This window comes from Pseudomonas syringae group sp. J248-6, from assembly GCF_032586995.1.
GTDB classification, from domain to species: domain Bacteria; phylum Pseudomonadota; class Gammaproteobacteria; order Pseudomonadales; family Pseudomonadaceae; genus Aquipseudomonas; species Aquipseudomonas amygdali.
In genome coordinates this window covers 104,386-121,128 of sequence record NZ_JAWHOP010000001.1, presented here as the reverse complement: position 1 = coordinate 121,128, position 16,743 = coordinate 104,386, and the positions used below count along the sequence as shown (strand labels likewise).

1 protein-coding gene is annotated in these 16,743 nt (G+C 61.2%); it reads right to left on the bottom strand.

Annotation, left to right across the window (positions count from 1 at the left end):
* Window positions 1-364 precede the first annotated feature (364 nt).
* Window positions 365-16,729 (bottom strand): amino acid adenylation domain-containing protein, encoded by a 16,365-nt coding sequence (locus RYC17_RS00260; protein WP_410478443.1) that lies wholly within the window; start codon window positions 16,727-16,729, stop codon window positions 365-367.
* Window positions 16,730-16,743 lie beyond the last annotated feature (14 nt).

Sequence of the window (16,743 nt, the reverse complement as noted above, 5' to 3'; positions counted from 1 at the left end):
GTGTCGCAAACAGTGTTTCGCACGATAAATACGGAGGGGCTTCGAAACTCGAAGACAGAACGGGATCCGGGCGCAGGTATGATTGGAGCCGCAGCAATAAAGGGCTGCGATCCTATGACACACACGAAACTTCCCATTCGCCGTGCTTCCCACACGCCGCAAAAATTAGAGCATCCACAGGCGACTGTCTGTCGTGGGAAGCTGGGACAAGACTTGAGGGTGACGTCAACGCAGCGATGTGCGAGCGCTTGGCTGAACAAGCAGGGGGGATGTTGGGAAAGCGTTGGGAAAGCGTTGCGAAGGGCTTCAGGGTGGACGGCAACCACTCGACCGTTTGCAAACCGGTCGGGTGGTTGCCGTGGCTTCAGATACGGCGTTTGCGCTTGAACGTCGGAATTTTCGTCTCCGGCACCTCCAGCCGCTTGACCTTGCCCACTGAGGCCGCCACCTGAATAAGCGTCGGATGACCGAACAGCACTCTAACGTCAGCTTCGAGGTCCGCCTGACGCATGCGCTCGATCAGGCTCACCGCCAACAAAGAATGCCCGCCCAGTTCGAAGAAATGGTCATGACGTCCGACCTTTTCGACATTAAGCAGGTCCGCCCAAAGCGCTGCCAATTTGATCTCGACGTCACCCACCGGGGCTTCGTAAGCGCGCGAGACAAGTGCGCTGCTGTCCGGTGCCGGCAGGGCCTTGCGGTCGAGCTTGCCGTTCGGCGTCAGCGGCCACGCGTCAAGCGGCATATAAGCTGCCGGGAGCATGTAGTCCGGCAGCAACCCTTGCAGGTACGTGCGCAGATCGCTGCTTTCCGGTAGCCGTGCAGGGTCGGACGCTGTGAAATACGCCACCAGACGGGTTTCGCCTGGTACGTCCTCACGGGCGACAACCACCGTTTCCTGTACCCCTGGGTGCTTGGCCAGACACGTTTCGATCTCGCCCAGTTCGATACGGAAACCACGGATTTTCACCTGATCATCGTTACGACCCAGGTATTCGATATTGCCATCGGGCAGATAACGGCCAAGGTCACCCGTGCGGTACATGCGTGCCGCGGGCTGCTGGCTGAACGGGTCTTTCAGGAAACGTTCTGCGGTCAGATCATCGCGGTTCAGATAACCACGGGCCACACCTGCCCCGCCGATGTAGATTTCACCCGGCATACCTCGCGGAACGAGCTGTTGCTGCTCGTCCAGCAGATAGAACCGGGTGTTGCCCACCGGCCTGCCGATATGCGGAGCGAAGCCGTCTTCGCGGTCCATCGCCACCCAGCTTGAGTAAGTGGTGGTTTCGGACGGCCCGTACAGGTTGCAAAGGCGCTGCACGCCGGTTGTCTCGAACAGTGATTCGACCAGACTGCGCTTGAGCGCTTCGCCAGCGACGTTGACGGTGTGAACCGATCCTGGCAACCCGTTGATTTCCAGCAGCGCTTTCAGCGCTGACGGCACGGTGTTGATCAGGCCGATATCGTGTTCGCCGTGTTGCAGTTCAAGAACGTTTTTCACCACGTTGATGCTGCCACCCGATGTCAGCGGCGCAAAGCACTCGTAGACTGCTAGGTCGAAGTTCAGCGAGGTGGAGAACAGCGTTTTTTCCAGTGCAGATCCGTCGAAAGCCGTGTGCGCCCAGGTCAGGAAGTTAACGGTGTTGCGGTGTTCGATCATCACGCCTTTCGGCATACCGGTCGAACCCGAGGTGTAGATCAGGTACGCCAGATGTGCCGAGGTCAGGCCCTCGACTTCCGGGTTCTGTATGGATTCGTGTTGCCAGGCGCTCTGATCATCAAGGTCGATGGTCTGCACCGAAACGCCTGCCAGCAAATGCCGAGTGGCTGCCTTGACCAACACCGCCGCTGGCTCACTGTCCTGCAATATGTAAGTAATTCGTTCGGCCGGATAAGCCGGGTCCAGCGGCACATAGCCACCGCCCGCCTTGAGGATCGCCAGCAAGCCGACGATCATTTCCGCCCCGCGTTCTACGCAGATCCCCACGCGGGAATCCGGCTGAACGCCCTGTTTACGCAAGGCATGGGCCAGGCGGTTGGCCTGGTCGTTGAGCTCGCCATACGTCAGGCGCAGTTCGCCATGCACCACCGCCAAAGCCTGCGGCGAGCGCTCGACCTGCGCTTCGAACAGGCCATGAATGGTCTGCTGCTGCGGGTAATCCAGCTCGGTAGCGTTGAGCCCGAACACCAGTTGCTCACGCTCTGCTGCCGGCACAACCGACAAACCTGCCAGAGGCATCTCGCTGGACTGCTCCAGTGTGCTGACCATGCTCTCCAGCGCCGTCTGCATATACGCGCAGACCCGTTGCGCATCGATACTGGCGATGGTTTGGACCGTGAGGCTGAAGCCCACCCCTTCATCGTTGACCGAAAGGGTCAACGGATAGTTGGTGCGTTCTTCACTGTGCAGATGTTCAATGCCCTGCCAGGCGTCGAAAGCCTGCTGATTGACCTCTGCGTCGACATGCCGGTAGTTAAGCAAGGCACTGAACAGTGGCGTTGACGCGGGCACCCCGCTGCAGCGCTGGGCCAGTACCAGTGAGGCGTGCTCATGGGCGACCAAGCCACTGAGCCGTGCGTGAGTGGTTTTCAGGCCGCTGCGCACGCCCTGCTCCCCCAGCGTGACGCGCAGCGGCAAGGTGTTGATGAACATTCCCAACGCCCGGTCGGAGCCGACACCGCCCTGCAAACGACCGAGCAACACGGTGCCGAACACCACATCGTCTTTGCCTGACACCGCGCCCAGTACACGGGCCCAGGCCAGGTGATACAGGCTGGCGGAGCTGACCCCGAGTTGACGAGCCTGCGCCCGCAAGCGCTGACTCAGGTCGATATCGACCCGCTGGCATGCTTCCTCGATACCGCGCCCGTTGCCCTGCACGTCCTGCACGCCGAATGGCAGCGTGGGCTCGTCGATGTCACCGAGCATGTCACGGAAAAACGCCTCATGTTCCTCGCGGCTTACACCGAGTCTGGCCTGGGCCACGTAATTGCGATAAGGCACGGACGGCGGCAGCGAGGCTTGCTGGCCGAGCATGTGCGCCTCGATTTCGCTGGTGAGAATGCGCAGCGACGTGGCGTCGTCAACCAGGTGGTGGAACAACAGCATGCCCAGCCAGCGATTATTTACCGCGTCGTGGGCATAACCGATGCGCAGCATCGGCGCCTGACGGATGTCCAGGCGCGTGTGACGCGGGTCGAGACGCTTGAGCAACTGTTCGGTGACCTCGCCATCGGCCGGGTCTATTACCAGCTCATCAAGCATCAGAGGCGCTTCACGCCAGACCACTTGCACCGGAGCCTCGAGACGCTCCCAAAGCACGGCGGTGCGGAGGATATCGTGCCGCGCGATTACAGCTTGCAGTGCCTGGGCGAAACTGTGCAGACGCTGGTTATTGTCGAAGGAAAATAGTGCGTATTGCAGGTACGGGTCACCCTCGACCGCTGCAAGGTGGTGATACAAAATCCCCTCCTGCAGCGGCGCCAGGGCATAGATGTCCTGCACGTTGGCCATGCCGCCGGGCACGCTGGACGCCACGCGGTCGATGTCGTCCTGGCTCAGCGATGCCAGCGGCAGCATGTCTGGAGTGATGCGCTCGCAGTCGGTGGGAATAAGATTGGCGGGCACCTCGACGGCCCCCTTGCCGCCCACCGCCGCCGCCAGGGCAGACAGGGTCGGCTGGCTGAACAGCACGCGTACATCGGCAATCAGATCGATCTGGCGCATGCGCTCGATCAGTTTGACGGCCAGCAGAGAGTGGCCGCCCAGTTCGAAGAAGTGGTCATGCCTGCCGACCTGCTCCAGTTGCAGCAGGTCTTGCCAGATATGCGCAATGGCCATCTCGGTATCGCTTTCGGGCGCCTCGTAGCCACGGCTGATCAGCGCATCACCGTCCGGTGCGGGTAGCGCCTTGCGATCCAGCTTGCCGTTCGGCGTCAGTGGCATGGTATCGAGCAGTACGTAAATGGCCGGAACCATGTATTCAGGCAACTGTTGCTGCAGGTGACCGCGCAGGGTTTCGATATCGACAGCAGTGTGCCCCGCAGACCGTGTGTAGTAGGCCACCAGACGTTTGTCACCGGGTATGTCCTCGCGGGCGGTAACTACCGCTTCATGGACCGCCGGGTGTTTGGCCAGAGCGGCCTCGATTTCGCCGATCTCGATACGCAAGCCGCGAATCTTCACCTGGAAGTCATTACGACCCAGGTATTCCAGCGCGCCATTGGCCAGCCAGCGACCCACGTCGCCGGTTTTGTACAGGCGGGCCTGCGGGTCGCTGGAAAACGGGTCAGCGACGAAACGCTCGGCACTCAGTTCTGGCTGGTTCAAATAACCCCGCGCTACGCCGATGCCGCCAATGTGCAGTTCACCGGCCACGCCCAGTGGTTGCAGCTGGCCCAGGGCATCCAGCACGTGCATCTGAATGTTGGCAATCGGACGGCCAATAGGCACGCTGTCGCCCGGATCCGTCGGGCGGCATTCCCAGGCGGTAACGTCGATGGCCGCTTCGGTCGGGCCATACAGGTTATGCAGTTCGACGCCCTTGAGGTGTTGCTCAAAGCGGCGCTGCAACGCACGAGGCAAAGCCTCGCCGCTGCACAGCACTCGACGCAATTGCGGGAAGTCGCGGGTTGAGCGGTGTTCCAGAAATACATCGAGCATTGAAGGCACAAAGTGCAGCAGGGTAATGCCCGCGTCACTCATGACCTGCGCCAGATAGTCGGGGTCCTGATGGCCTCCGGGACGGGCCATGACCAGTTCGGCACCGGCGAGCAGCGGCAGGAAAAACTCCCAGACCGACACGTCGAAGCCGAACGGGGTCTTTTGCAGTACCCGATCCTGACTGTTCACTTGATAGGCGTCACGGGCCCAGAGCAGGCGGTTGACCACACCCAGGTGTTCATTCATTACGCCTTTGGGCGTGCCGGTGGAACCGGAGGTGTACAGCACATAGGCCAGATGACTCGGCTGAAGACCCAGAGCTTCGGTATCCGGGTTGTTGATCGGCTTTGAGGCAAGCTGAGCGCTGTCCTGGTGGTCATCCAGAATCAGTACAGGCAGCGTCATGGCCGGCAGGTTTTCGCTCAGGTCCAGAATGGTCAGCACCGCCCTTGGCGAGCTGTCTTCGAGCATGTATGCCTGACGCGCGCTCGGCAGGTCCGGATCGATCGGCACATAGGCGCCACCGGCCTTGAGAATACCCAAGAGCGCCACGACCATTTCCGGTCCTCGACGCAGGCTGACCGCAACCCGCGTATCCGGTTCCACACCCAGTTCGATCAGGCGATGGGCGAGCTGGTTGGCCTGTTGGTTGAGTTCGGCGTAAGTGAGCAGCGGTCCGCTGTCGCCGCGTACGGCGCAAGTACCCGGACGCTGGGCGGCCTGTTGTTCGAACAGTTGGTGAATCAACACGTCGCGAGGATAAGGATGGGCAGTGTCATTGAAACCCGTCAGCAACAGCTCGCGTTCATCGTCCGGCAGCATCGGCAGGCTGTTCAGCGCTGCTTGCGGGGTGTGTTCCAGTGCTTCCACCAGGCTGCGCAGTGCAACCTGCATGTACTCGCCGATGCGCTGGGCATTGATTTGCTGGACGGCCTGAATGGTGAGCATGAAGTCATCGCCCAGGTCATCGACGTTCAGGCACAACGGATAGTTGGTGCGTTCTTCCATGCTCAGGGTCTGAATGCCCTGCCAGGCTGACAATGTGTCGGCCGAGGCCGCACTGTTGTTGCTGTGGCGGTAGTTGAGCAAGGTGCTGAACAGCGGCAGCGAACTCGGCACACCGCTGCAGCGCTGGGCCAGCGACAGCGAAGCATGCTCATGCCCCAATAGTGCCGAGAGGCGTTGGTGAGTGACCTTGACCGCCGCCAGAGCGCTCTGGCTGCCGACGCTGATGCGCAGCGGCAAGGTGTTGATGAACATTCCCAGCGCGCGGTCGGCACCGTTGCCGCCCTGCATCCTGCCCATCAGTACAGTGCCGAACACGACTTCTTCGCGCCCTGAGACCCGACCAGCCACCTGAGCCCATGCCAGGTGGGCAAGGCTTGCAGCGCTGACCCCCAACTGCCGCGCAATGCTGCGTATACGGCTGCTCAGTTGGCTGTCGAGTAACTGATTCACTTCCTCGATGCCACTGCCATCGCCCTGCACGTCCTGTATGCCGTAAGCCAGTGTTGGTTCGTCGATGTCGCCGAGCATGTCGCGGAAAAACGCTTCGTGTTCAGCCTGGCTGATACCCAGGCGCGCCTGTGCCACATGGTTGCGATAAGGCACCGGGGCCGACAATTGCTCGATCTGACCCTGCAGGCTGGCCTGCATTTCCTCCACTACCACTTCCAGCGAAGTGTGATCCAGCGCCAGATGGTGGAACAGCAACATGCCGACCAGCCGCTGGTGGGTGGTGTCCTCGGCGTAGGCAATACGCATCAGCGGCGCCTGGCCGATGTCCAGGCGATAGTGCCGTGGGTCAAAACGCTCGCGCAGTCGTGTCAGCACATCACCGTCGAGCGGGTCGATGGCCACCTCTTCCAGGCTCAGTTTCGCGTTGCGCCATACCACCTGTACCGGCTGCTCAAGCCCTTCCCAGACCACGCTGGTGCGCAGGATGTCGTGGCGTTCGACCACGCTCTGCAAGGCTGCTGCGAAACCGGCCAGGCACTCGCGATCATCGAACGCGAAGAGCATCTGCAAGACATAGGGATCACCTTCATCCGCAGCCAGATGGTGATAGAGAATGCCTTCCTGCAAGGGGGCCAGAGCATAGATGTCCTGAATGTTGGCCAGGCCGCCCGGCACGCTGGCGACGACCCGATCAATCCCTGCCTGATCGAGGTCAGCCAGCGGCAGCATGTCCGGGGTAATACGCTCGCAGTCCGGCACGATCAGGTTATCCGGCACTTGCACGTCGGTGTACCCGCCCACCGCTGCGGCGAGCGCGGCCAGGGTCGGCTGGTTGAACAGCGCACGTACGTCGGTACTCAGGCCGACCTGACGCATGCGTTCGATGAGCATCACTGCCAGCAGCGAATGGCCGCCCAGTTCGAAGAAGTGATCATGACGACCGACCTGTTCGACCGTCAGTACATCCGCCCAGATCGCTGCCAGCAGGGTCTCGGCTTCGCCTTGCGGTGCTTCATAACCACGGCTGATCAGCGCTTGCGCATCCGGCACTGGCAGCGCCTTGCGGTCAAGCTTGCCGTTGGCGGTCAGCGGCAGAGCGTCAAGCTGCACGTAGGCTGCCGGCACCATGTAGTCCGGCAACGTGCCTTGCAGATGGTTGCGCAGGTGTTCGATGTCGACAGGCTGCTGTGCGGTGAAATAAGCCACCAGACGCTTGTCGCCAGGCACATCCTGACGGCACAGCACTACGGCTTCGCGAACAGCGGAGTGTTTGGCCAGGCGCGCTTCGATTTCACCCAGTTCAACGCGGAAACCACGAATCTTCACCTGCTCGTCATTGCGGCCGAGATACTCCAGGTTGCCGTCGGCGCGCCAGCGAACCAAATCGCCGGTGCGGTACATCAGTGCGTTTTCCGACGGATTGAACGGATCGAAGACAAACTGCGTGGTGCTCAATTCATCACGGTTCAAATAGCCCTTGGCAACGCCTTGCCCGCCGATATACAGCTCGCCGGGCACGCCCAACGGCACGGGTTGGCCTTGGCTATCGAGCACATACAGGCGGCTGTTGCCTACGGGTTTGCCAATAGGAATCGAGCCATTGCCGACCGAAACAATCTCGTAGGTTGCGGAAAAGGTCGTCGCCTCGGTCGGGCCATAACCGTTGAGCAGATGCTGTGGCGGATTATTCGCCAACACCCGGCCTATAACGGCCGGGTCCAGCACGTCGCCGCCGGCAATCAGGTAGCGCAGGCGCGAAAAGGCCTCGCCCAGCCCCGAAGCGTATTGATGGAATAAACCGGCGGTCATCCACAGCACGGTTACCGATTGCTCCAGCAGCAGGCGCTGGAAATTCAATGGGGAGAGCAAGTCGTTCTGCCCGATCACCACCACACAGCCGCCATTGAGCAGCGGTGCCCAGACATCCAGCGTGCTGGCATCAAACGCCGGGTTGGAGGCAAATGCCACACGATCCTGCGCATTGAAATCGGCGTAACCGTTGTTGATCACCAGACGGCTTATGGCCCGATGCGGCACCAACACACCTTTAGGCGTGCCGGTAGAGCCAGAGGTGTACATGATGTAGGCGACGCTTTCGCCGGACTGCGGCAACGCCAGATCAGTGTCTTTCAGATCGTTCAGGGTCAAACCGTCGAGATCGACACGCTGGGCAGCGGTTTCCAGCGACACTTGGCTGTGAGTGAGCAGTACACGCGCCTGGCTGTCCTCGATCATGAACGCCTGACGCTCTACCGGGGCATTGATGTCCAGCGGCACATACACCGCCGCGCACTTGAGCACTGCCAGCTGACTGGCGAGCAGGTCATGGCTGCGTTCCAGCAAAATCGCCACGCTGTCACCGGGCTGCACACCAAGCCCCAGCAGATGCCGCGCCAGACGGTTGGCCCGAGTGTTGAGTTCGGCATAGCTCACTGCAACGCCGTGGTGGATTGCTGCACAGGCCTCGGGGCACGCCCGCACCTGAGCTTCAAACAGGCTATGCACGGTCTGTTGCTGCGGATAGTCCCGCGCGGTGTCGTTGAACGTCACCAGCAACTGCTCACGTTCGGCAGCGGGCAGGATCGGCAGGCTGTCGAGGGTCGAGGACGGTGACTGCTCCAGGGCATTCGACAGATGCTCCAGCACGGTCTGCATGTAGCCACAGACGCGTTTGGCACCGACGGTGCTGCTGACCAGTACCGTCAGGTTGAAACCGTTGCCTACGTCATCGATATTCAGGGTCAACGGGTAGTTGGTATGGTCTTTGGCACCGAAGGACTCGATCCCCTCCCAGGCAGTGGCGGTTTCCGCTGAAACGTCGCTCACGACACTGTGTCGATAGTTGAGCAACGCACTGAACAGTGGCGCCGGGGCATCCACGCCGCTACAGCGTTGGGCGAGTACCAGTGGCGCGTGTTCGTGGCCCAGCAAAGCCGTTAGTTGCCCGTGGGTCGCTTTCAATCCCTCGACCACCGTTGTCGCGCCGATATCGACGCGCAGTGGCAAGGTGTTGATAAACATGCCCAACGAGTGGTCTGCACCCTCGCCGGCCTGCATACGGCCCAGCAGTACTGTACCGAACACCACCTGTTCACGGGCCGAGACGCTGCCGAGCACCCGTGCCCAGGCCAGATGCATCAGGCTCGCGGCGCTGACGCCTGCCTGTCGAGCCTGAGTCCGCAAACGCAGGTTCAGTTCAGCGGGCAGGATCACACTCGCCTCTTCGATGTCACCGCCGCCGTCCTGCACATCCTGCAAACCGAACGGTAGCGTTGGCTCGTCGATATCACCGAGCATTTCGCGGAAGAAAGCTTCGTGCTGCGCATCGCTGACACCCAGCCGGGCCTGGGCCACGTAGTTGCGATACGGCACGCTCTGACCCAGAGAAGCACCCTGACCTAGCAAGTGCGCCTGCATTTCATGCAGCACCACGTACAGCGAGGTTGCGTCATTGACCAAGTGATGGAACAGCAGCATCGCCAGCCAGCGATCGTTGAGCGGGTCATGGGTAAAGACAATCTGCATCAAGGGCGCTTGACGCACATCGAGGCGGTAATGCCGGGGATCGAAGCGCTCGTGCAACTGTTCATCAATCGGGCCGTTTACCGGATCGAGGCACAACTCGGTGACGTGCATTTCAGCTTGGCGCAGCACCACTTGCACCGGTTCGTCGAGACCTTCCCACAGTACAGCGGTACGCAGGATATCGTGACGATTGATAACCGCTTGCAAGGCGTGGCTGAAATCGTCCAGTCGTGCGCGGTCGCGCAGACTGAACAGGGCTTTCAGGGTGTATGGATCGCCCTGCTCGGCACTGATGTGGTGATAAAGAATACCTGCCTGCAAAGGCGCCAGCGGGTAAATGTCCTGCACGTTAATAGCACCGCCGGGCACATGCTTTACCACGCAGTCGATCTGCGCCTGAGTCAGGCTGATCAGCGGCAGCAGGTCCGGGGTGATGTGTTCGCAGCGTTCCGGAATCAGATTGGCTGGCACCACGACTTCCGTGCCACCGCCGACCGCTGTCGCCAGTGCCGCCAGCGTAGGCTGGCTGAACAGTACGCGCACATCGGCACTCAGGCCGACCTGACGCATGCGCTCGATCAATTTCACTGCCAGCAGCGAGTGGCCGCCCAGTTCGAAGAAGTGGTCATGGCGACCGACCTGTTCGACCGTGAGTACATCAGCCCAGATCGATGCCAGTTGGATCTCTACCTCGCCCTGTGGTGCTTCATAGCCACGACTGATCAGCGATTGCGCATCCGGCATTGGCAGGGCCTTGCGGTCGAGCTTGCCGTTGGCGGTCAGCGGCAGCGCATCGAGCTGCACATAGGCTGTCGGCACCATGTAGTCCGGCAATGTGCCTTGCAGATGGCTGCGCAGGTGTTCGATGTCGAGCACCGTTTCAGGCTGCTGCGTCGTGACATACGCCACCAGACGCTTGTCACCAGGAACATCCTGGCGGCACAGCACCACGGCTTCACGAACATCGGCGTGTTCGGCCAGGCGTGCTTCGATTTCACCCAGCTCAACGCGTAAGCCGCGGATTTTCACCTGATCATCGTTACGCCCCAGATAGTCGAGAGTGCCATCGGCGTTCCAGCGTGCCAGATCGCCGGTGCGGTACATCCGTGCGTCGGCGTGGAACGGATCACGCAGAAAGCGCTCGGCGGTCATCTCCGGTCGGTTCAGATACCCCCTCGCCACGCCTTCTCCGGCGACGTACAGCTCGCCCGCCACACCCAGCGGCACCAGTTGTTGATGCTCGTCGAGCAGGTACACGCGGGTATTGGCAATCGGTGTGCCGATGTCGAGTCTGCCGTCGGGCAGCAAACGCCCCGACGTGGCGACCACCGTGGCCTCGGTCGGGCCGTAGTTGTTGATGACGGTGAAGCCTGGATCGCGTTGGAACTGGCGCAGACGGTCGCCACCGATCAATAGCGTACGCAAGGTGGGGTGAGACAAGTCGCGGCTGAAGGCGTACTCGGCAACCGGCGTCGGCAGGAAAGCCACCTGCAGCGGCTGGGCGATCCACCAGTCGAGCAGCGCATCAAGCTGTTCATTACCCAGGTCCGCAGGCGGCAGGTGCAGGGTCGCCCCGGCACACAGCGCCGGCCAGACTTCCCAGGCCATGGCGTCGAAACCGAAGCCAGCGACGCTGGCGGTATGGCTGCCAGCCTGGAGATCGAAGGCCTGACAATGCCAGTCGATCAGGTTACCGAGGGTACGGTGCTCTACCATCACGCCTTTTGGCTGGCCAGTGGAGCCGGAGGTGTAGATTACGTAAGCCAGATGCGTGGGGTTGAGCCCCGCCACTTGCGGGTTTTCCAGGCGTTGCGACCATTCAGGGCGGTCAAAGGCGATGACCGGTGCAGACGTTTGCGGCACACGGTTCATCAGGGCCTGCTGGGTCAGCAGAACTTTGGGTGCGCTGTCGGCCAGCAGATAGGCAATGCGTTCGTCAGGGTGTGACGGATCGACCGGGACATAGCCTGCGCCTGCCTTGAGGACGGCGAGCATGGCCACCAGCGTGTCCAGTCCGCGACGGGCCATGACTGCCACACGATCATCCACACAGACACCGAGACTGATCAGGTGATGGGCCAGAGCGTTGGCGCGATGGTTCATCTCGCCGTAGTGCAGGCAATGCTCGCCCACCTGAGCCGCGACACTTTCGGGTGCGCTGACTGCCCGGGCTTCAATCATGGCGTGCACGGTCTGCTGCCGCGGGTAGTCTTGCTTGGTGTCGTTGAACGCCAACAGCAGTTGCTGCCGCTCGGCTTCCGGCACCACCTGCAGGTTGCATACCGCTGAATCCGGGGCGGATTCAAGGGCCTCGACCAGATGACTCAAGGCGGTCTGCATGTAATCGCAGATGCGCCGCGCATCGATACCCGCCACCGCCTGTGCATTCAGGCTGAAACCGTCGCCAAAGTCATCGACGCTCAAGCTCAGTGGATAATTGGCACGTTCTTCACTGCTCAGAACATGAATACCGTGCCAGGCCTGGACCGCCTGTTCGGAAACGCTGGCAGCTGCACTGTGACGGTAGTTGAGTAAGGCGCTGAAAAGCGGCGTCGGTGCGGCAACGCCGCTGCAACGCTGGGCCAGGGCAAGGGATGCATGTTCGTGACCGAGTAACGCGGTCACGCGCTTATGGGTCGCCTTGACCTCGTCACGCACGCCCTGCTCACCTACCGAAACCCGCAGCGGCAAGGTGTTGATGAACATGCCCAAGGCGCGTTCGGCGCCCTCACCGGCCTGCATCCGCCCCATCAACACCGTACCGAACACCACGTCACGCTTGCCCGAAACAGTGCCGAGCACCTGGCCCCAGGCCAGATGCACCAGGCTGGCGGCGCTGACGCCTTGCTGCCGGGCCTGAGCCCGCAGGCGCAGATTCAGTTGAGGGTCCAGCGTCAGGCTGGCTTCCTTCACGTGGCTGCCATCGCCCTGCACATCCAGCAGGCCGTACGGTAGGGTCGGCTCGAGGATATCGCCCAGCATGTCGCGGAAGAACGTTTCGTGATCAGCCTGGCTGACACCCTGGCGTGCCTGAACCACATAGTTGCGGTACGGCACGGGCACCGACGCTGCCAAGGCTTCGGCCTCGCCGAGCAAGCCGTTCTGTATTTCGTGCTTCACCACTTCCAGCGCAGTGTGGTCCAGGGCCATGTGGTGGAACAGCAACATCGCGCAAATCCGCTGGTTGGGCGGATCTTCGGCATAGACCACGCGCATCAACGGTGCCTGACCGATGTCCAGGCGGTAGTGACGCGGGTCGAAGCGGCTGTGCAGTTGCACGCCGATATCGCCGTTCACAGGATCCAGTTCGAGCGCTTCAAGGTGCAATTGGGCCTTACGCCAGACCACCTGCAGCGGGGACTCAAGGCTTTGCCACACCACACTGGTGCGCAGAATATCGTGACGGTCTATAACCGTTTGCAACGCTTGAACAAAAGCGTCCATACGTTCGCGGTTATCAAAGGCGAACTGAGTCTGCAACACATAGGGATCGCCGCTTTCGGCGGCCAGGTGGTGATAGAGAATGCCTTCCTGCAACGGTGCCAGCGGGTAGATGTCCTGCACATTCGCCACGCCACCCGGCACGCTTGCCACGACCTTATCGATCTGCACCTGGGTCAGATTGATCAACGGCAGCAGCTCGGGCGTAATGCGTTGGCAATCCCCGGCGATCAGATTGGCCGGTACCATGACTGCCGTGCCACCACCGACCGCAGCAGCCAGTGCGGCCAACGTCGGCTGGCCGAACAGCGCACGCACATCGGCGCTCAGGCCCAACTGACGCATGTGCCCTATGAGGCTGACTGCCAACAGTGAGTGTCCGCCCAGCTCGAAGAAGTTGTCATGTCTACCGACCTGTTCAACGCCCAGCAAGTCTTTCCAGATAGCAGCGATCTGCGTTTCGGTTTCACCTTGTGGGGCTTCGTAGCCACGGCTGATCAGTGAGTCACCGTCCGGTGCTGGCAGGGCCTTGCGGTCGAGTTTGCCGTTCGGGGTCAGCGGCATTGCGTCGAGACGCACGTAGGCCGCAGGGATCATGTGGGCCGGCAGTTGTTCCTGCAGCCAGCCGCGCAGGCTGTCGATGTCTGGCTCAGTGTGAGCTGCCTGGACGGTGTAATAAGCCACCAGGCGTTTGTCGCCCGGAATGTCCTCGCGGGCGGTGACTACCGCTTCATGGACCGCCGGGTGTTTGGCCAGGCGTGCATCGATCTCGCCCAATTCGATACGGAAGCCGCGGATTTTCACCTGATCGTCGTTACGGCCGAGGTATTCGATATTGCCGTCTGGCAGGTAGCGACCCAGGTCGCCGGTGCGGTACATGCGTGCCGCTGGGTTTTGGCTGAACGGGTCTTTGAGGAAACGTTCGGCAGTCAGGTCGTCACGGTTCAGATAACCCCGCGCCACGCCAGCACCGCCGATGTAGATCTCACCGGCAACGCCCAGTGGCACAGGCTGTTGCTGTTCGTCCAGCAGGTAAAACTGTGTATTGCCGACTGGCTTGCCAATGTGCGCTGCGAAGCCATCTTCGCGGTCCATCGCCACCCAGCTTGAGTAGGTGGTGGTTTCCGAGGGACCGTAGAGGTTGCACAGGCGCTGCACGCCGGTTTTTTCGAACAGCGATTCAACCAGGCTGCGTTTCAGCGCTTCACCGGCGACGTTGACCGTATGGACCGACGTCGGCAGCCCGTCAACGTCCAACAGTGCTTTAAGCGCCGACGGTACGGTGTTGATCATGCCGATATCGTGCTCGCCGTGTTGCAGTTCAAGGACGTTTTTGACCACTTCGATGCTGCCGCCCGACGTCAGCGGCGCGAAGCACTCATAAACCGCAAGATCGAAGTTCAATGAGGTGGAGAACAGCGTTTTTTCGAGTGCAGAGCCGTCGAAAGCCTTGTGCGCCCAGGTCAGGAAGTTAACGGTGTTGCGGTGTTCGATCATCACGCCTTTCGGCAGACCGGTCGAGCCCGAGGTGTAGATCAGGTACGCAAGATGCGCTGAAGTCAGCCCCGGCACCTGCGGATTCTGGACGGATTGGTCCTGCCAATCGTTCAGATCAAGATTGATGACAGGCACTGAAACGTCGGCCAGCAAGCCCTGAGTCGCGGTTTGCGCCAGTACTGCTGCCGGAGCACTGTCCTGCAACATGTAGGCAATTCGTTCTACCGGATACGACGGGTCCAGCGGCACGTAACCGCCGCCCGCCTTGAGAATCGCCAGCAAACCGACGACCATCTCCACGCCGCGCTCAACGCAGATGCCGACGCGAGAATCCGGCTGCACGCCCTGCTTGCGCAGGGCATGGGCCAGGCGGTTGGCCTGCTGGTTAAGCTCGCGATAGGTCAGGCGTTGTTCGCCATGAACCACTGCCATGGCTTCCGGTGTGCGCTCGACCTGTGCTTCAAACAGCCCGTGAATGGTCTGTTGCTGCGGGTAATCCAGCGCGGTGTCGTTGAACTGCACCAGTAACTGCTCACGCTCGTCGGCCGGCAAGATCGGCAAGCTGTTCAACGACGTTTGCGGTGTCTGCTCCAGTGCATGCACCAGGCTTTCCAGCGCCGTCTGCATATACCCGCAAACCCGCTGGGCACCGATACCGGTGACAGCCTGAACATTCAGGCTGAATCCTTCGCCAAAATCGTCGAGGGATAAAATCAATGGGTAGTTGGTGCGTTCTTCGCCGCCCCTCACCTCAATCCCTTCCCAGAGTTGAGCGGTCTGATCGGTGACTTCCTGATCGGTCGCCGCTTCAGCTGAACTGTGGCGATAGTTGAGCAGTGCGCTGAACAGTGGCGTCGGTGCTGATACACCGCTGCAACGCTGGGCCAACGCCAGCGAGGCGTGTTCGTGGCCGAGCAATGCAGTCAAACGTATATGGGTCGCCTTGACCCCGGCGCGCACATCCTGCTCACCCACGTCCACCCGCAGCGGCAACGTATTGATAAACATCCCCAAGGCCCGGCGAACCCCCTCGCCGCCGCGCATACGCCCGAGCAGTACGGTGCCGAATACGACGTTGCTGCGCCCGCACAGGCGCCCGAGCACCTGTGCCCAGGCAAGGTGATGCAAGCTCGCCGCGCTCACCCCTTGCAGTCGGGCCTGATTTCGCAAGCGTCGGCTCAGCTCTAAAGGCAGGGTCTGATGCGCTTCTTCGATACCATGGCCGTCGCCGCGCACATCGTGCAGGCCGAACGGCAGCGTAGGCTCGTCGACGTCGCCGAGCATCTCGCGGAAAAACCCTTCGTGCTGCTTGTTCGTGACGCCGAGCCGGGCCTGGGCCACATAGTTGCGATACGGCACTGGCTCGCCCAGGGTGTGGGCCTGACCGCTCAGGTGCGCATGGAGTTCATGATGGATCTGGTCCAGCGCCGCATGGTCGATGGCGATGTGGTGAAACAGCAACATCGCCACCCAGCACTGGTTGGCCACGTCGTGGGTGAAGGCCAGCCGCAGCAAGGGTGCCTGGCTGATATCGAGGCGGTAATGCCGTGGGTCGAAGCGTTGTTGCAACTGCTCGCTGGCGGTACCGGCGTCAGGCTCAAGGGTGATTTCGCTGAGCACCAGATCAGCCTTGTGCCACACAACTTGAACCGGCTCGTCCAGGCCTTCCCATAACACGCTGGTACGCAGGATGTCGTGGCGGTCGATGATCTGCTGCAAGGCCGTGGTGAACTCGTCGAAAAGCTTCCGGCTGGCAATCGTAAACTGTGCCTGTAGCACGTATGGATCGCCTTGTTCGGCGGCAATGTGGTGATAAAGAATGCCTTCCTGCAACGGCGCCAGCGGGTAGATGTCCTGCACATTGCGCACGCCGCCAGGAACGCGGGCAACGATGCTTTCGATGGCTGCCTGGTCGAGTTTCATCAGCGGCAACATTTCCGGGGTGATGCGCTCGCAGCCCGGCACAATCGCCTGGGCGGGAACCTCCACTTCATCGGCCTTGCCGCTGTAATACTCGCCGGCATTGATCAGTTCGATCAATGCCGCCTTGTTCTCGCGCAACAGCGCCAGCACGGCGGGCTCCATGAGGGACTGTCGCTTGCCGCTGACGACCAGTTGGTCGCCTTTGACGGCGAGCTGCACATCTTTCTCTTCCA